The organism is Streptomyces sp. NPDC102467 (genome assembly GCF_044765445.1).
Lineage (GTDB): Bacteria > Actinomycetota > Actinomycetes > Streptomycetales > Streptomycetaceae > Streptomyces.
This window is the reverse complement of record NZ_JBIWKA010000016.1, coordinates 78,511-96,045: the sequence shown is the minus strand read 5'-3', so window position 1 is coordinate 96,045 and position 17,535 is coordinate 78,511. Positions and strand designations below refer to the sequence as shown.

16 protein-coding genes are annotated in these 17,535 nt (G+C 71.2%); 6 read left to right on the top strand and 10 right to left on the bottom strand.

The annotated features are described in order from the left end of the window. Positions 1–102: 102 nt before the first annotated feature. The gene (locus ACIREE_RS30860) at positions 103–1,419 is read right to left on the bottom strand and encodes a M64 family metallopeptidase (RefSeq protein WP_404159351.1); all 1,317 of its coding nucleotides are present in this window, start codon (positions 1,417–1,419) and stop codon (positions 103–105) included. A gap of 153 nt (positions 1,420–1,572) precedes the next feature. On the opposite strand from ACIREE_RS30860, the gene ACIREE_RS30855 reads away from it, so the two are divergent. From ACIREE_RS30855 to ACIREE_RS30845, 3 genes are all read left to right on the top strand, one after another. Further along, positions 1,573–2,955 carry a helix-turn-helix domain-containing protein gene (locus tag ACIREE_RS30855; RefSeq protein ID WP_404159348.1) on the top strand — a complete coding sequence of 461 codons (1,383 nt, stop codon included), beginning with the start codon at positions 1,573–1,575 and terminating at the stop codon, positions 2,953–2,955. A gap of 285 nt (positions 2,956–3,240) precedes the next feature. Further along, positions 3,241–5,082, top strand: a complete 1,842-nt coding sequence (locus ACIREE_RS30850) for a prolyl oligopeptidase family serine peptidase (protein WP_404159769.1) — start codon at positions 3,241–3,243, stop codon at positions 5,080–5,082. A gap of 66 nt (positions 5,083–5,148) precedes the next feature. Continuing rightward, a complete protein-coding gene (locus tag ACIREE_RS30845) occupies positions 5,149–5,919 on the top strand; it encodes an SURF1 family protein (protein WP_404159345.1) in 771 nt (256 codons plus the stop codon). A gap of 14 nt (positions 5,920–5,933) precedes the next feature. Here the strand turns inward: ACIREE_RS30845 and ACIREE_RS30840 are convergent, their stop codons facing one another. The 7 genes from ACIREE_RS30840 to ACIREE_RS30810 all read right to left on the bottom strand — a co-directional run bounded on the left by ACIREE_RS30840 (position 5,934) and on the right by ACIREE_RS30810 (position 12,458). Then, positions 5,934–7,061, bottom strand: coding sequence for a hypothetical protein (locus tag ACIREE_RS30840; protein WP_404159342.1), 1,128 nt, complete (start codon positions 7,059–7,061; stop codon positions 5,934–5,936). Then, positions 7,058–7,738, bottom strand: coding sequence for a SigE family RNA polymerase sigma factor (locus ACIREE_RS30835; RefSeq protein WP_404159339.1), 681 nt, complete (start codon positions 7,736–7,738; stop codon positions 7,058–7,060). The genes ACIREE_RS30840 and ACIREE_RS30835 overlap by 4 nt, the downstream gene beginning before the upstream one ends. A gap of 437 nt (positions 7,739–8,175) precedes the next feature. Continuing rightward, the gene (locus ACIREE_RS30830; protein WP_404159336.1) at positions 8,176–9,246 is read right to left on the bottom strand and encodes an aspartate-semialdehyde dehydrogenase; all 1,071 of its coding nucleotides are present in this window, start codon (positions 9,244–9,246) and stop codon (positions 8,176–8,178) included. Continuing rightward, positions 9,246–10,532 carry an aspartate kinase gene (locus tag ACIREE_RS30825; RefSeq protein WP_404159334.1) on the bottom strand — a complete coding sequence of 429 codons (1,287 nt, stop codon included), beginning with the start codon at positions 10,530–10,532 and terminating at the stop codon, positions 9,246–9,248. Before ACIREE_RS30825 ends, ACIREE_RS30830 begins: the two co-directional genes overlap by 1 nt. A gap of 260 nt (positions 10,533–10,792) precedes the next feature. Beyond that, positions 10,793–11,458: a DUF5063 domain-containing protein gene (locus ACIREE_RS30820; RefSeq protein ID WP_404159331.1), complete on the bottom strand. Its 666-nt coding sequence runs from the start codon at positions 11,456–11,458 to the stop codon at positions 10,793–10,795. Next, positions 11,451–12,050 (bottom strand): recombination mediator RecR, encoded by a 600-nt coding sequence (recR, locus tag ACIREE_RS30815; protein ID WP_404159328.1) that lies wholly within the window; start codon positions 12,048–12,050, stop codon positions 11,451–11,453. Before recR ends, ACIREE_RS30820 begins: the two co-directional genes overlap by 8 nt. Positions 12,051–12,113: 63 nt before the next feature. Further along, the gene (locus ACIREE_RS30810; protein WP_404159326.1) at positions 12,114–12,458 is read right to left on the bottom strand and encodes a YbaB/EbfC family nucleoid-associated protein; all 345 of its coding nucleotides are present in this window, start codon (positions 12,456–12,458) and stop codon (positions 12,114–12,116) included. 306 nt (positions 12,459–12,764) lie between these two features. Here ACIREE_RS30810 and ACIREE_RS30805 point away from each other — a divergent pair, with 306 nt between their 5' ends. The 3 genes from ACIREE_RS30805 to ACIREE_RS30795 all read left to right on the top strand — a co-directional run bounded on the left by ACIREE_RS30805 (position 12,765) and on the right by ACIREE_RS30795 (position 15,059). Continuing rightward, positions 12,765–13,502: an SLATT domain-containing protein gene (locus tag ACIREE_RS30805; protein ID WP_404159323.1), complete on the top strand. Its 738-nt coding sequence runs from the start codon at positions 12,765–12,767 to the stop codon at positions 13,500–13,502. 114 nt (positions 13,503–13,616) lie between these two features. After that, positions 13,617–14,309, top strand: a complete 693-nt coding sequence (locus ACIREE_RS30800; RefSeq protein ID WP_404159321.1) for a GntR family transcriptional regulator — start codon at positions 13,617–13,619, stop codon at positions 14,307–14,309. A 99-nt stretch (positions 14,310–14,408) separates the two neighbouring features. Then, positions 14,409–15,059 carry a hypothetical protein gene (locus tag ACIREE_RS30795; RefSeq protein WP_404159318.1) on the top strand — a complete coding sequence of 217 codons (651 nt, stop codon included), beginning with the start codon at positions 14,409–14,411 and terminating at the stop codon, positions 15,057–15,059. 95 nt (positions 15,060–15,154) lie between these two features. On the opposite strand, the gene ACIREE_RS30790 is transcribed toward ACIREE_RS30795, so the two are convergent. Both ACIREE_RS30790 and ACIREE_RS30785 read right to left on the bottom strand, forming a co-directional pair. Beyond that, on the bottom strand, positions 15,155–16,510 hold the full coding sequence (locus ACIREE_RS30790) for an aspartate aminotransferase family protein (protein WP_404159315.1): 1,356 nt from the start codon (positions 16,508–16,510) through the stop codon (positions 15,155–15,157). Positions 16,511–16,612: 102 nt separating this feature from the next. Beyond that, the gene (locus ACIREE_RS30785) at positions 16,613–17,413 is read right to left on the bottom strand and encodes a polyphosphate polymerase domain-containing protein (protein WP_404159313.1); all 801 of its coding nucleotides are present in this window, start codon (positions 17,411–17,413) and stop codon (positions 16,613–16,615) included. Positions 17,414–17,535 lie beyond the last annotated feature (122 nt).

Below are 17,535 nucleotides of genomic sequence, written 5' to 3'. Positions count from 1 at the left end.
CACGGGGCTCTGCCCCGGGCCCCGCTCCTCAATCGCCGGAGGGGCTTGAGGAGCGGGGCCCGGGTCTCAATCGCCGGAGGGGCTTGAACAGCGGCGGCGGCGCTAGCGCGTGACCGTCCAGCTGACGCTGTCGGTGGCCGCCCGGCGCGCGGCCGGGTCGCGCAGTGCCGCCGTGCGGTCGACGGCCTTCGCGGTCACCGTGTGCGTACCCTTATGGACGCCCAACGCGCTGGCTTTCAGGGCCTGTTGTCCTGCCGCCCGGCGGACCTCGACCCCGTCCACGTACCAGCGCACCTTGACGTCGGAGAGACCCGTCGGGAGCGGGGCCAGGTCGACGCGGAGCGTGCTGGAGGTGTGCAGGGTGCGGGCCGTGGAGGTACCGGCGGTGAGCAGAGCGGCGTCGCGGTAGAAGCCGGCGATCATCGCCTCGCGGCCGGGAAGATTGAACTGGTCGGTGTCCAGGGAGCGCATGATCGAGTTCTCGGTGGGCCGGTAGATGCCGTACTCGTAGTAGCCGCCGCCCTCGTACGCGCCGACGGTGCCGCCCGAGGGATCGTTCTGGCCGAGCCAGCTGTACCACTTGGTCCGCGTGTTCAGCATGTCGTCGGCGGTCCGCATGGTGGTGTTGGCCTCGGTCGGTTCGGGCCCGGGGTAGGTGCCGTAGCCCGCGTACTGGTACTCGTCCGCCAACAGGCCTATGGAGTGGCCGAGTTCATGGGCGCCTATGAGGTACGAGCGGTCGTTGTCGGAGGACATGGTGGCGATGCCCGTGTGCCCGGCCGTGGAGGTCAGCCCGCTGTAGCCGGCGCCGCCGTACTTCGTGGAGTTCGAGACGACGAAGACGATGTCGGAGTCGGGGGCCTGCTGCGCGTACGTGTCGACCTTCTTCTCGTCGACGCAGAGCAGCCGCTCGGTGTCGGAGCAGAAGAAGTAGCTGCTGACCGCGGTGTCCTTGACGACGTCCTGGGTCGGGTCGCCGGAGACGCCCGAGTCGTTCGACACGGCGTCCACGAGCCAGAAGTTGAACAGGCCCTTGTAGCTCTTGTACGGCTCGATCGCGAAGATCGCGTCCAGCTTGGCCTGCGCGTCCTCCTCGAAGTCGGCCTGCTGACCGGCCGTGTAACCATCGCCGATGATCACGAGGTCGAGGCGGCCGTCGGAGGGTCCTGTCCGCTGCAACGGCGTGACCTTGGTGGCGTCCGGCGCCGTGGCGGGAGCCTGCTTCAGTCGGCTGATCCGCTCCGGTACGGAGGTGGGGACCCGGGCGTGCCGGCCCTCGCCGTGGGAGTCGGGGAAGTACTCGACCGTGCGCGTGCCCCCATCGGTGTCCGCGCGGGCCGTCGTGCCCGCGGCGCCGAGCGCGGCGATGGCGAGGGAGCCCGCGGCGACGGCGGTGACCAAAGGTGTGCGGACGCGCACGGGGACCTCGCAGCAAGTCGACGGTAAGTTGTCGATTAAGCAGAATTAACTCGGCTTAACTGAGCGCACAACCTAGGGGGTTGGCGGGAGTCGGGGCAAGAGGTGAGACTCACGTGCACCCCGTACGAATGTGAGAGGCGGCGGCCCCGCGTCATGCCGGACGAACCACCAGACGGAGCAGCGGACGAAGCTGCGACCGAAGCGACGGAGCACGTCGGACGCCGTGTCCTGCGGCTGCGCACCGAACGCGGCCTCACCCAGCGGCAGGTGGCCGAGCCCGCCTACACCCCCGCCTACATCTCCACCCTCGAAGCGGGCCGCGTCCGGCCCTCCGAGGCGGCGCTGCGGCACATCGCGGAGCGCCTCGACGTCACGTACGAGGAACTCGCCACCGGCCGCCCCGCCCACCTGGCGACGGATCTACGGCTCCGCCTCACCGAGGCACAGCGGGCCCTGGCGACCGGCGCGGCGAGCGAAGCGGCCGAGCTGTACCGGGAGTTGGGCACGGAGGCGGCGCGGCACGGGCTCGGCGCGGAGCACGCGGCCGCCGAACTGGGCCTCGGCGAGTGTGCGCTGGAGATCGGCGAACTGGCGCTGTCCATCCGCCACTTCGACACCGCGGACGCGCTGCTCACCGAGGCCCACGCGCCGCTCCCCCAGCGGGCCCCGGTGATCAGAGCCCGCGCCGTCGCCCACTACCTCTCCGGCTCCCTGCGCTACGCCTGCTACCTGCTGGAGTCCGCCCTCGACGACCTCAACACCGGCGGCCTGCACGACCCGGACGCGCTCGTCCTGCTCTACACCGCCTCCATCGCCCCGTACATGGACATGGGCGCCCACGCGCGCGCGGCCCAGGCCGCAGAACTGGCGCTCGCGCTCGCCCCGCGCGTGGGCGACCCGGCACTCATCGCCCAGATGCACCGCTCGGTCGCCCGCACCCTGCTCGCCGAGGGCAAGGTGACGGAGGCCGACGCCTCCCTCGCGAAAGCGGCCGAGCTCTACCAACAGCTCCAGATCCGTACGGAGTTGGCGCACTGCCATTGGATGCGCGGCTACGTCCACGCGCAGGCGGGCCGCCTCTCCGACGCGGAGACGGAACTGCGGACGGCGCGGGACATGCTCTCCGCCAAGCGGGCCGCCCTCTACACGCAGCAGGTCGAGGTCGAACTGGCCGATGTGCTGCGCCGCCTCGGCCGCCCGGAAGAGGCCGTGCGGCTGTTGCGCTCCCTGCTCGGCGAGATCGGTCCGGAGCGGGGCGCCGTGCACGCGGCGGGCGCGCACCGGCTGCTCGGCCTGATCGCGCAGGAGTCGGGGGCCGCCGAGGAGGCCGAGGAGCACTACGTCAACGCCCTCAGCCTGCTCGAACGCGCGGGCGCGGCGGGCGACCTGGCGGACCTCTGCCGGCTTCTCGGCGACCTGTACCGGCGCACGGGCCGGATCGAGGCGGCCCTGGACACCTACCGGACGGGTCTCGGCCACCGGGCCGCCCCCGGTACGACGACCCTGGGCCCCGCCCCTGCGCGGCCGCCCGTGTGACCCGGCCTGTGTCCCGGCCCTCCGTCGATGGGCGGAGATATATGCGCGGGGTATTCCGGGGCGGCGCCTACGGGCGTACATTCCCCTCACCGTCGCACACACCGGGGCGTTCGGATGAACCGCGTCGGCGCAGTTCATCCCCCCTCCCCGCTCCGGCCGGGCGACGGACGGCAGGCACAGCTCAGCGGGAGCACCTGCGAGGCGGACCCGGCCACTCCCCCCGGAGGCACGGCCCCCCGGCCGGGTCACGCCGAGGTAGAGCACTATGGGGGCATGACTGAGAGCATGCCGTCCGTGCCGTCGTCCACAGTGTCGTCCACACCGTCGTCCGCGTCGTCGTCCGTGCCGGAGTGGGAGCAGCGGTTCCGCGCGCCGAGGGTGTCGCTGCCCGACTGGGCGGAGGACGCCCCCGACCGCTCCCTGTTCGTGTCGAACGCGACGGGGACGTACGAGCTGTACGCGTGGGACAGGGCCACGGGCGAGCAGCGCCAGGCGACGGACCGGGCGAACGGGACGACGGACGGTGTGCTCTCCCCCGACGGCGCGTCGATCTGGTGGTTCAGCGACAAGGACGGGGACGAGTTCGGCGTCTGGCTGCGCCAGCCGTTCGCCGGCGGCCCCGACACCGAGGCCGTTCCCGGCCTCGAACCCTCCTACCCGGCGGGCCTCGCCCTCGGCCGCGACGGACGCACCGCGGTGATCGGCCGCTCCACGGACGAGGACGGCACGACCATCCACGTCGTAGCTCCCGGTGCCGACGCTCCCGCCGAGATCTACCGGCACCGTGAGTCGGCCGGTGTCGGCGACCTCAGCCACGACGCGACGCTGATCGCGATCGAGCACACCGAGCACGGCGACGCGATGCACTCGGCGCTGCGCGTGGTCCGCCTCGACGGTTCGACCGTCGCCGAGCTGGACGACACCAAGGGCGGCGAGGAGGAGCTGGGCCTGGAGGTCCTCGGCTTCGCCCCCGTCCAGGGCGACACCCGGCTCCTCGTCGGGCACCAGCGGCGCGGCCGCTGGGAGCCGATGGTGTGGGACGTGGTCTCGGGCGAGCAGACCGACCTCGCCGTCGACCTGCCGGGCGACGTGTCGGCGGAGTGGTACCCGGACGGCTCGGCGCTGCTGATCGTCCATGAATTCGAGGCCCGCGCCGACCTGTGGCGCTACGAGCTCGCGACGAAGGCGCTCACCCGGGTGGAGACCCCGGCCGGCTCGGTGTCGGGCGCATCGGCCCGCCCCGACGGCAGCGTCGAGTACCTGTGGTCGTCGGCCGAGGAGCCGCCGGTCGTCCGCTCCACCGCGGGCGGCGTCGTCCTCGACCCGCCCGGGACGAAGGCCCCGAAGTCCGTCCCCGTCGAGGACGCGTGGGTCGAGGGCCCCGGCGGCCGCATCCACGCCCTCGTCCAGAAGCCGGCCGGCGCCACCGGGCCCCTGCCCACGGTCTTCGAGATCCACGGCGGCCCCACCTGGCACGACTCGGACGCGTTCGCCGCGGGCCCGGCGGCCTGGGTCGACCACGGGTACGCGGTGGTCCGGGTCAACTACCGCGGCTCGACGGGGTACGGCCGGGAGTGGACCGACGCCCTCAAGCACCGCGTCGGCCTGATCGAGCTGGAGGACATCGCGGCCGTCCGCGCCTGGGCCGTCGAGTCCGGCCTCGCCGACCCCGAGCGCCTGGTCCTGGCCGGCGGCTCCTGGGGCGGCTACCTCACCCTCCTCGGCCTCGGCACGCAGCCCGGCGCGTGGGCGGTGGGCCTGGCGGCGGTCCCGGTCGCGGACTACGTGGCGGCGTACGAGGACGAGATGGAGGCCCTCAAGGCCCTGGACCGCACGCTCTTCGGTGGCTCCCCCGAGGAGGTCCCCGACCGCTTCACGGTGTCCTCGCCGCTAACGTACGTCGACGACGTCAAGGCGCCCGTCTTCCTCTCGGCGGGGCTCAACGACCCGCGCTGCCCGATCCGCCAGATCGACAACTACGTGGACCGGCTCGCGGCACGTGACGCACCGCACGAGGTGTACCGGTACGACGCGGGGCACGGCTCGCTCGTCGTGGAGGAGCGCATCAAGCAGGTCGGGCTCGAACTGGACTTCGCGAGCCGCCACTTGCCGCCCCGCTCGAACTGAAAGCTGGGGAGCGGCCGGGCGGGGGTCGCGGGACCGGCCTTTATATCGGACCCGTACCGTGGGGGTGTGTACCGGTTCCTGCTGACTCCCCGCTGGATGGGGATCAACATCTTCGTCCTGCTGGCGATCCCCGTCTGCGTCTTCATGGGCTCGTGGCAGCTCAGCCGTTTCGAGGACCGGGTGCAGGACCACCGGTCCGCGACCCAGCAGTCGGCGGCCAACGAGAAGGCGGCCGCCGCGCCGCTCGCCTCGCTGCTGCCCGTGAGCACGGAGACCTCGGGCAAGCGGGCCGAGGTCACCGGCCGCTACGACAAGCAGCTCCTGGTGCCGGACCGCGACCTCGACGAGCGCACCGGCTTCTACGTCGTGACGCTCCTGAAGGTCGACGGCACCGGCAAGGGTCTCCCCGTGGTCCGCGGCTGGCTGCCCGGTACGGCGTCCGCCGCGAAGGCGCCCGCGCCGCCGAAGGGTGACGTCACGGTGACCGGGGCGCTGCAGGCCTCGGAGTCCGCGGGGTCGAACGGTGTGACCACCGCCGGCGGCCTGCCCTCGGGACAGGTCGGCATGATCAGCGCGGCGTCCGTGGTGAACCTGGTGCCGTACGACGTGTACGACGCGTGGGTCACGCTGGACACGGCGGACGCGAAGATGACTCCGGTCCCGGCCACCACCGCTCAGGGCAGCGGCCTCGACCTGAAGGCGTTCCAGAACCTCGGTTACACCGGTGAGTGGTTCGTCTTCGCGGGCTTCGTGCTCTTCATGTGGTTCCGCCTGGTCCGCCGAGAGGCAGAGGCCCTTCGCGACGCGGAACTGGGCCTGACCGAAGAAACGGCCTGACCGGGGGCCCGGCCCTAGGACGCCGGCAGTACGCCCGTCCGGTAGACGGTGCCCGCGCACGCGTCCGGAATGGTCGCGACGGCGCTCGGCGCTCCGGGCTCGGCCGTGTGCGACACGACCACGCTGCCGTCCGCCGTGTCCTCGCTGCCGAACTGCGTCGAGAGGCCGGAGTCGGTCGTGGCCGCCGCGGAGGACGAACCGGTGCCGTCCTGGGAGGGCGTCGGCGAGGGTGACCCCCCGCCGCCCGTGCCTCCGGTACCGCTGCCCGTCGACGGGCAGTTCCCCGACGGCACCCAGGCGAAGCGCACCTCGTACGCCATCCCGGGCTTCAGGATCAGCTGGCTCGGCTCGGTCGACGGGTCGGGCAGGCCGGTCGCCCGGTCGCCCGCGGTGTGGTCGACGACGCTCACCTTGGTGGGGTCGGCCGCGCCCTCGGCGACGGTGACCACACTGCCGGGGTTGTCGACCGTGCAGTTGCCGGCCGAGCTGTTCGAGACGCGGAACGAGCCGTAGACCGTGCCGGTGGCGTCGGGCTGGCCGACGCTCGGCACCGGCTTCTCCAGATCACTCGCATCGCAGACCGGGGAGCTCGCGGCCGCCGTGGACGCGGGGTCGGGGCCGCCGGAGGCGCCACCGCCGGCGCCCTTCTCCTTGCCGTCCTTGTCCTTGTCCTTCTTGCCGTCCTTGCCCTTGTCCTCGGCGTGGGAGGGCGAGCCGCCGCCGGCCTTGCCACCGTTTCCCGCGGACTTCCCGGCCTCGGTCCCGCCGTGCGTGGCCTCGCTGTGTCCCGCGATCGAGGGCCGGTCGCCGGAGGATCCCGAGTTCGCCACGTGCAGCACCGCGGGCACCGCCATCGCGACGAACACCCCGGCGGCGACGGCGCCGACGACGGCCTGCCGCTTACGGGCCCGGCGGGCGGGCACCGCCCGGCGCAGCCGGTCGAGGGCCTCGTCCTCGTCGTCGCCGGAGGGAGCGATCTCGGCGACGGCCTGCCGCATCAGCCGCCGCAGTTCCAGCTCGTCGTCGGCCGCCGCACCGGCCGGACGACGGGGTCCGTCGTTCACAGTTGCGTTCCCAGCGTGCTCGTCGTCCTGCTCGGGCTTCGTGAACCGCTTCTCCGGCTCATGGCTCGTGGGGCTCATGCCGGTGCCTCCATGGCGACGCGCAGGGCCGCGATGCCGCGTGAACCGTATGCCTTCACCGACCCCAGGGATATCCCGAGCGCCGCGGCGACCTGCGCCTCGGTCATGTCCGCGAAGTACCGCATGACGAGGACCTCGCGCTGGCGCCGCTGCAGTCCGCGCAGCGCGGCCTTCAGGGCGTCCCGCTCCAGCAGGTCGTACGCGCCCTCCTCCGCGCTCGCCATGTCGGGCATCGGCTTGGTGAGGAGCTTCAGACCGAGGATGCGGCGCCGCAGCGTCGACCGCGAGAGGTTGACGACGGTCTGGCGCAGGTACGCCAGTGTCTTCTCGGGGTCACGCACGCGTTTGCGCGCGGAGTGGACACGGATGAACGCCTCCTGGACGACGTCCTCGCAGGAGGCGGTGTCGTCGAGGAGAAGCGCCGCGAGCCCCAGCAGGGAGCGGTAGTGGGCGCGGTACGTCTCGGTGAGGTGATCGACTGTCGTGCCGGCCGCCGTCACGCCCTCAACGCCCTGTGCCTGCGTCGGAATTGCTGCGGGCATGGGGGCGATCACCGGCATGCCGCCGGTCGCGCCCCTGCGGGGACGCCTGGTCCCGAGGGGTGCGAGTGATGCGAGGGGGGGACGCAGCGCCGCGCCCCTCGCTTGTACCGCTGTGAAGTCGAGTACCTCTGCCACGCCTGTTGGACACGCTTCCCCCCGTCAGGGTTGTACGCGTCGGGGGCCTCATTTACGACAGACCTCGTCATCCCCACCGATGACGACCCGTCAAATGCCGACATGCGTACCCACTCTTCCCCTATGCCCCAATTACTCCTGTGCTCGGCCACCCCCTGAAGGTGACCGACACTCCCCTGAAAACGACCGCCCCCCTTTTTAAAGGCGACGGCAAGGACGCTCCCCGCCCTGCGTGCGGTTGCAGGACGGGGAGGGAATCCACGAACGATCAAAGAGGCCCTGGTTCTGGTGGCGTGGACCAGTGGTGTGGACCACTGTCCTCCACAGAACTCACACAGATCCTACGAGTGAATTTGAATATGGGAAGAGTTTGATCGTCAGGTGAACGTCGGGAGAGGCGCAGATCACGCACGATTCAGGCCCGGCTCAGGCGTGGTTCACGCGCCGATGAACTCGGCGGCGACCAGCTCCGCGATCTGCGCGGTGTTCAAAGCCGCGCCTTTGCGCAGATTGTCCCCGCAGACAAAGAGTTCGAGCCCCGTCGGGTCGTCGAGCGAGCGGCGCACCCGGCCCACCCAGGTCGGGTCCGTGCCCACCGCGTCGGCGGGCGTGGGGAACTCGCCGGCGGCCGGGTTGTCGAAGAGGACGACACCCGGCGCGGTCGCGAGGATCTCGCGGGCCTTGTCCACGGTGACCTCGCTCTGGAAGCGGGCGTGAACGGTGAGGGAGTGCGTCGTGACGACCGGCACCCGCACACAGGTCACGGCCACCTTCAGCGTCGGAAGTCCGAGGATCTTGCGGGACTCGTCCCGCACCTTCATCTCCTCCGACGACCAGCCGTCCTCGCGCAGGGAACCCGCCCACGGCACGACGTTCAGCGCGACCGGCTCGGGAAAGGGCCCGGTCTGATCGCCGACGGCCCGGCGCACATCGCCCGGCGCGATCCCCAGCTCCGTACCGGCGACGAGGGACAGTTGGGCGCGCAGCGTCTCGACGCCGGCGCGGCCGGCCCCGCTCACCGCCTGGTAGCTGGAGGCCACCAGCTCGTGCAGTCCGAACTCGGCGTGCAGCGCGCCGATCGCCACGATCATCGACAGGGTCGTGCAGTTGGGGTTGGCGATGATGCCGCGCGGCCGCACGCGCGCGGCGTGCGGATTGACCTCGGGGACGACCAGCGGCACGTCCGGGTCCATCCGGAAAGCGGCCGAGTTGTCGACGACCACGACGCCCTTGGCCGCGGCGACCGGCGCCCACCGGGCGGCGATGTCGTCGGGCACGTCGAACATGGCGACGTCGACCCCGTCGAAGACGGACTCCTCCAGGGCGACCACCTCGACCTCCTCGCCGCGCAGGGTGAGCTTGCGCCCTGCGGAGCGCGCCGAGGCGACGAGCCGGATCTCACCCCAGATGTCCGCGTGCTGCGACAGGATCTGCAGCAGCACGGCACCGACGCTCCCGGTCGCTCCCACGACCGCGAGCGTCGGACGCCTTGCGGGGTTTGCGGCCATCAGCGGCCGGTGCCTCCGTAGACCACGGCCTCGTCGGAGTCCGAGTCGAGGCCGAAGGCGGAGTGCACGGCGCGCACTGCCTCGTTCACGTCGTCGGCACGCGTGACGACGGAGATGCGGATCTCCGAGGTGGAGATCAGCTCGATGTTGACGCCCGCGTCGGTGAGCGCCTCGAAGAACCCGGCCGTGACACCCGGGTTCGTCTTCATACCGGCGCCCACGAGCGAGATCTTGGCGATCTGGTCGTCGTAGCGCAGCGAGTCGAAGCCGACGCTGGACTTGATCCGCTCCAGGGCGTCGATGGCCTTGCGGCCCTCGGTCTTGGGGAGCGTGAAGGAGATGTCCGTCAGTCCGGTCGACGCGGCCGACACGTTCTGGACGATCATGTCGAGGTTGATCGCGGCGTCCGCGACGGCGCGGAAGATCTTCGCGGCCTCGCCCGGCTTGTCAGGGACACCGACGACGGTGACCTTCGCCTCGGAGGTGTCGTGCGCGACACCGGAGATGATCGCCTGCTCCACGGGCTTGTCCCCTTGCTGCTTCTTGTCGATCGGATCGTTGCTGACCCAGGTGCCCTGCAGTCCGCTGAAGCTGGACCGCACGTGGATCGGGATGTTGTAGCGGCGGGCGTACTCCACACAGCGGTGGAGCAGCACCTTCGACCCGGAGCTGGCGAGCTCCAGCATGTCCTCGAAGGAGATCCGGTCGATCTTGCGCGCCTTCTTCACCACGCGCGGGTCGGCGGTGAACACGCCGTCGACGTCGGTGTAGATCTCACAGACCTCCGCGTCGAGCGCGGCGGCCAGGGCGACGGCGGTCGTGTCCGACCCGCCACGCCCGAGGGTCGTGATGTTCTTGCCCTCCTGGCTGACGCCCTGGAACCCCGCGACGATGGCGATGTTGCCCTCGTCGATGGAGGTCCTGATGCGCCCCGGCGTGACATCGATGATCCGGGCTTTGTTGTGGACCGAGTCGGTGATCACGCCTGCCTGGCTGCCCGTGAACGACTGGGCCTCGTGCCCCAGGTTTTTGATCGCCATGGCCAGCAGCGCCATGGAGATCCGCTCTCCCGCGGTCAGCAGCATGTCGAATTCGCGCCCGGCAGGGATCGGAGATACCTGCTCGGCGAGATCGATCAACTCATCCGTCGTGTCGCCCATCGCGGACACCACGACAACCACCTGGTTGCCGTTCTTCTTGGCGTCCACAATGCGCTTGGCGACCCGCTTGATGCCCTCGGCATCGGCTACGGAGGAGCCTCCGTACTTCTGCACGACAAGGCCCACGTGCGCTCCTCGCTCAGTCCGTCTGTCACCACATGTACGTATGCGTACTGCGGTCGGCTCAGTCTATCGAGCGGCCGAAATCCGCCCCGGCTGTATCGCATCATGAGATGTCCCGCTCACAACGTGATCACCGGGGTTCTGGTCTGCGGGGTTCCGGCCGCCCGATCAAGCGCATGCCCAGACCCGGCCGGGCGCAAGCGGAATAGTGGGGCGGGTCACACGCGCCCCCTCCCTCCGGTGTCCCGCACCGGAGGCCGCCGCTACTTGACCGTACGCAGGCCGAGGGGCCCGGCGATCTCCGCGACCATGACCTGCCCGGCCTCCTCGGCGAGGGTGTCCTCGGCGGCCGCGAGGTCCTCGTCCGTGTCCAGGCCGTCGAGGTCGTCCAGCGGCTGGTTCAGCCGCACGTGCGCCACCAGGGACTGGAGGGCGCGCAGGGTCGCCGACGCGGTGGAGCCCCAGTTCGAGAAGTACGAGAACTGCCACCACCACATCGCCTCGGTGACGCGGCCCGCGCGGTAGTGGGCCATGCCGTGGCGCAGATCGGCGACGACGTCGGTCAGGTCGTCGGAGATCCGGGCCGCGACCCGGGGCTTGCGCGGCTCGTAGGGGTCGAAGACCTCGGAGTACACGTCGACGGGTTCGAGCATCAGCGCCAGCCGCTCGCGCAGCTCGTCCACGTCCTGCTCCGGGCCGAGGTCCGGCTCGTAGCGCTCGTCCGGGAGGATGTCCTCGTGGGCGCCGAGCCGGCCGCCCGCGAGCATCAGCTGGGAGACCTCGAGCAGCAGGAACGGGATGGCCGAGTCCGGCTCGTCCCCTTTGGCGATCTCGGTGACCGCGACGATGAACGACGCGATCTGATCGGAGATCTGGACCGCGAAATCGTCCGGATCCGGAGCGGTGGCGTGCAGCGTGACGTCAGACATCTAGAAGTCGTCTCCCCTCGAAGGCCCGGCCGAGAGTGACCTCGTCCGCGTACTCCAGGTCGCCCCCGACGGGGAGGCCGCTGGCCAGGCGGGTGACCTTCAGGCCCATGGGTTTGATCATGCGGGCGAGGTACGTCGCCGTGGCCTCGCCCTCCAGGTTCGGGTCGGTGGCGAGGATGAGCTCCGTGACCGTCCCGTCGGCGAGGCGCGCCAGCAGTTCCCGTACCCGCAGATCGTCAGGACCCACACCCTCGATCGGGCTGATCGCGCCGCCGAGCACGTGGTACTTGCCCCGGAACTCACGGGTGCGCTCGACCGCGACGACGTCCTTGGGCTCCTCGACGACACAGATGACGGTGAGGTCGCGGCGCGGGTCACGGCAGATGTTGCACAGCTCTTCCTGCGCCACGTTGCCGCACGTCGCGCAGAAGCGGACCTTCGCCTTGACCTCCATCAGTGCCTGGGCGAGGCGCCGTACGTCCGTGGGCTCCGCCTGCAGGATGTGGAAGGCGATCCGCTGCGCGCTCTTGGGACCGACGCCGGGCAGCCTGCCCAACTCGTCGATGAGGTCCTGGACCACGCCTTCGTACACGGGTCGAATGCCTTCCGTAAATGCTGCTCTGGTGCCTGGTACGTACGGTAGTTGGCGCCGGGCCTAGAAGGGGAGGCCCGGGATGCCGCCACCGCCGCCGAGACCCTGGGTGAGCGGGCCGAGCTTCTGCTGCTGCAGGGTCTGCGCGTTCTCGTTGGCCGCCTGGACCGCCGCGACCACCAGGTCGGCGAGGGTCTCGGTGTCCTCCGGGTCGACCGCCTTCGGGTCGATGACGAGGCCGCGCAGCTCACCCGAGCCGTTCACCGTCGCCTTCACAAGTCCGCCGCCCGCCTGGCCCTCGACCTCGGTCTGCGCCAGCTCCTCCTGAGCCACCGCGAGGTCCTGCTGCATCTTCTGGGCCTGCTGGAGCAGCTGCTGCATGTTGGGCTGGCCACCACCGGGGATCACGATCAGCTCCTGTTCCGAATACGTCGCGGTTCGTCTGAGAGTGCATTTGGCGGGGGTCGTAACCCCTGAAACGAGCCTACGTGGTCCGGGGGGCGCCCGCCCCGGCACCTCGCACTGCACTCTTTCGAGTGAGTCCGGGTGAGACGGACTGATCTCCTATACCTGATCAAGGCCTACTTCTGAGCGGAAAACCCGCGAAAACGGGACCTTGGCCACCCATTGGGCGGTAGGAAGATGCTGCACATTCAGCCCCAGCCGTAACCAGAAGCAGTCAGTGCCAGCCAGTGCCAGTTAAGGGAGTGCCGGGTGAGTCAGCCGGAGATGCAGCCCGAAGGACCTCCCCAGGAGGGGCGGGGCGAGGGGCGGGGCAGCTCGGACGGCGACCTGATGGGACGCGCGTTCCCGCTCGGCGACTGGGGCGAGCCCGCCGAGCGCCTCGACGAGCTGTACCGGTGGGTCGAGCAGGGCGCCCTGCGGACCGTGACCTGGTACCTCGCCGACCGGGTGTGGAAGCGGCGGGGCGCGCGGGCGCTGCGCGGCGGCGCGGTGCTCTCCGCGGTCGCCGGGGGCGTGCTGCCGCTGCTCGAGCTGACCGGGGTGGCGAGCGGGGCCGCGCTCTGGGGGTATGTCGCGCTGCTGCTCGCGGTGGCCTGCGTCGGGTGCGACCGCTATGCCGGGCTGACATCGGGCTGGATGCGGGACGTCGCCACGGCGCAGGCCGTGCAGCGGCGGTTGCAGGTGCTGCAGTTCGACTGGGCGTCCGAGGGTGTCCGCGAGGTGCTCGGCCCGGCCGAGGGCACGGCGAGCGAGGCCGCCGAGCGGTGCCTGTCCGTGCTGCGGCGCTTCTCGGAGGACGTGACGGAGCTGGTGCGGGCCGAGACGGCGGACTGGATGCTGGAGTTCCGCTCCGGCCCTGCCCCCCTGGTCATACAGTCCTCGGTCCCGGGCCCGCCCCGCCCCCCGGACCCGCCCCAGGGCCGCTTCCCCCTTCCCCCGGGCGCCCGCCCGAACATGCCGCGGCAGCGACCGCCGGAGCCCAGGTAGCGGTGTGCGGGGCCGCCCCGGTGAGGGCCCGGCAGGGGCCGGTGAGGTGCCAGAGGCATAGGGTGGGGCGGCGTTGCGCACCATCCATCGCCAGCCAACCGGGGGACCCGACCCGTGCCCGCTTTCGACGTCCCCGCCGTCACCCGCAGCACCCTGCGCCAGCAGATCGCGGACGCGTTGCGCGACGAGATCCTGGCGGGGCGCCTGAGCCCCGGCCAGGAGTTCACGGTCAAGGAGATCGCCGACGGGTACGGGGTGTCGGCCACCCCGGTGCGCGAGGCCCTGGTGGACCTCTCCGCGCAGGGCCTGCTCGACTCCGTGCAGCACCGCGGTTTCCGCGTCCACGAGTACTCCCTGGCGGACTACCGCGCCATGATCGAGGCCCGCAGCCTCGTCGCCGACGGCATCTTCCGCGGCCTGTCCGAGAACGCCGAGGACGCTTCGCGCTCCCCGAAGGCCCTCGCCGGTGTGCGCCGCCGCGGCGAGGAGGCGGCCCGCGCCGCCGGGGCCGGTGACCTGAACGTCCTGATCGGCTACGACCTGCGGTTCTGGCGCGAGCTCTCCGCGCTCTTCGGCAACGCCTACCTCTCCGACTTCTTCCACCGGCTGCGCGTCCAGTCCTGGATGTGCGCGGTCCCGCACCTGCGCCGGGCCGGCGACCTCAAGGGCAGCCTGTGGTCCGGGCACTGCGACCTCGTGGACGCCCTGGCCCGCCGGGACGCCCCGGCCGCGTACGCGATCATCGCGTCGTACAACATGGACTCTCTCGCCCTGATCGAGCGGCTTGCGGGTGAGCAGAGCGCCTGAGTCCGGGTAGCTGCAAGACAGGGCTGTGCGACGCCGCCGCGCATTACCCTGACGTACGCCGAGAACCCGCCGTGCAACCCGGAGTCCTTAGGAGCCCCCTTGGCCTGTGACCTGTGGCTCGTCCCGCTCGTCGACGTGCTGTGCCACAGCCCCGACAATCCCTTCGCCGAGGAACTCGCGCTCTACGACAAGGCGTTGCACGAGGCAGGCCTGCCCTCGGTACCGGTGTACGCGTACATGCCGGGGCTCTCCGGCGACGTGGCACCGGTCGCGGGGTTCGACTACGACGCGCTGCACTTCCTGCGCCGGGCGTACCTGCTGCAGATGTGCGGGCTCGCCGTCACGCCGGTGGACGAACTGGGCGGTGACTACGAGCAGTTGCTGGAGATGTTCGAGTCGACGGCGCAGGATTCGCATCTGGTGTGGCACTACGACCACGCGGGCGCGTACGTCCCCGTGGACTTCCCCACCCCGCTGTCGAACGACGAACTCCTGGAGGGCGGCGGCCCGTTGGGCTCGTCCCACGCGTTGCTGCGCGAACTGGAGTACGTGGCGCCGGCGATCGGGATCGACCCGGCGAACCCGCCCCGGCCGCCCGCCCCGCCCGTGGCCCCCACCGCCCTGGAGGAACCGGCCGCGCCCGTTCCGCCGGACGACAGCCCCTTCGCCCGGGAACGCCATGTCTGGCTGGGCCTGCACCAGGCCGCTACGCGCAGCCTGGCCCAGGGCTCGATGATCATCTTCAGCTGAAGCCGTGGCTGCGGCTTCATCCAGCTGAACCGGAGCGAGTGAGGGGGCCGACCCCCTCACCCACCCCGACCCGCCCCTTCTCGGACGACCAGGGCCTACGCCACGTGCTCGTCCGCGGCGGCGAGCGCGACGTCCAGTGCCGCCAGGCCCTCCTTGGCCTCCGCCTCCGTGATGTTCAGCGGCGGCACCACATGCGTGCGGTTCATGTTCACGAAGGGCCACAGGCCCTGCCCCTTGGCGGCGGCGGCGAACGCGGCCATCGGCGCGTTCGCCTCCCCGGCCGCGTTGTACGGCACCAGTGGCTCCCGCGTCCGACGGTCCCGTACGAGGTCGAGCGCCCAGAACATGCCGACTCCGCGCACCTCGCCCACCGACGGATGCCGCCCGGCCAGCTCCCGCAGCGCCGGCTCGATGACCTCGGAGCCCAGCTTCGCGGCGTGCGCGACGATGCCCTCCTCCTCCATCACGGTGAGCGTGGCGACGGCCGCGGCGCAGGCCAGCGGGTGGCCCGAGTAGGTGAGGCCGCCGGGGTAGGGGCGCTTCGCGAACGTCTCGGCGATCGCGCCCGAGATCGCCACGCCGCCCAGCGGCACGTAACCCGAGTTGACGCCCTTCGCGAACGTCAGCAGGTCCGGCGTGACGTCGTACAGGTCCGCCGCGAACCACTCGCCCGTACGCCCGAAGCCCGCCATGACCTCGTCGAGGACGAAGACGATGCCGTACTTGTCGCACAGCTCACGGACCCCGGCGAGGTAGCCCGGCGGCGGCAGCATGATGCCCGCCGTGCCGGGGACGGTCTCCAGGATGATCGCGGCGATCGTCGAGGGACCCTCGAACTGGATCGTCGCCTCCAGGTGCTCCAGGGCGCGCGCGCACTCCTGCTCCTCCGTCTCCGCGTAGAAGCGGGAGCGGTAGAGGAAGGGCGCCCAGAAGCGGACGACGCCGGCCGTGCCGGTGTCGTTGGCCCAGCGGCGCGGGTCGCCGGTGGCGTTGATGGCCTGCTGGGTGCCGCCGTGGTACGAGCGGTACGCGGAGAGGATCTTCGGGCGGCCCGTGTGCAGGCGGGCCATCCGCAGGGCGTGCTCGACGGCGTCCGCGCCGCCGTTGGTGAAGAAGATCTTGTCGAGGTCGCCGGGGGTGCGCTCGGCGATGAGGCGTGCGGCCTCGGAGCGCGCCTCGATGGCGAAGGCGGGCGCGAACGTCGTCATCGTCGCGGCCTGCTCCTGGATCGCGGCGACGACCTTCGGATGCTGGTACCCGATGTTCGTGTAGACGAGCCCGGAGGAGAAGTCGAGGTAGCGGTTGCCGTCGTAGTCCCAGAAGTACGAGCCTTCGGCACCGGCGACGGCGAGCGGATCGATGAGCTCCTGTGCGGACCAGGAGTGGAACACGTGTGCGCGGTCCGCGGCCTTGACGGCGGCGCCGACCTGGGGATTCGGCTGAGGGGTCATGGGCCCGAGGGTAGATGCGCGCCGCGCCGGCACACCATCGGCGTCCTGTCTGTGGGACGCCGCCGAACACGACAGTCTGTCGCCCGCCGGACCCCGCGCCCGCTACTGGGCCGCGCGCGGGAACGCCACCCGCACCGCCCGTGACCACCGGTTGATCCCCAGCTCCGGCCGGAGCGCCGCGAAACCGCCGCAGTACTTCGTGAACTCGCACGCCCGCACCCCGAACCGGTGCAACAGCCGGTCCGCCTCCGTCAGCGGACCCCGCGTCTTCGTCTCCACCAGCACCAGACCGCCATCGGCCCGCACGCAGCGCCCGTCCGCGGCGGCCTCCCGCACCACCAGGCCCGCGTCGCACGTGATGCGCTGCCCGTCGGCGACGAACGTGGCCCGCTGGTAGTCGGTCACCAGGGACGGCCGCAGGTCCCGCGGCGCCTCGACGCCGTACGCGCCGCCCAGCACCCCGGCGAGAAAGCTCTGACCGGCCGGGTCGAGCGCCTGCTCATCGCCGGTGAGGCGGCGGCGGTGCTTGACCGTCTCGCCCCGCCCGTTCCTCAGCTTGATCTCGAACTGCCGCTCCCCTGTGTCCTGGTAGAGCCGCTCGCGGATCTTGTAGCGGAGCCGGCGACCCTGCCGGTGGTCGTGGTATGTGCGCAGGTCGGCGGTGTCGTAGTAGGCCGAGCGGTACGCGAACCAGCGCCGCCCGCCCACCGACAGCGCGCGGAACGGGCCGCCCGCCCGCCGTGGGTCCGTGAGCAGCGCCGCGAAGTCCGCGAAGACCTCCACCGGGACGAGGTACCCCTGATCGCGGCGGGTCAACAGCTGGGCCCTGCTGTTGAGTTCGTCGAGCGAGAGCGGCCGGGCGGCGAGTGCGGCGCGCCCGATGGCGCGTACGGCGGGGATCACACGGTCTCCTGGTGATAGGGGGCGGCGGTCTTCGTCGTACAGCGTTCTTTCGTACAGCGGATTCGTCGTACTACGAGGGGACGTTCGGGTGACGCTCATCGTTCCCGGACTTCTTCCGTTTA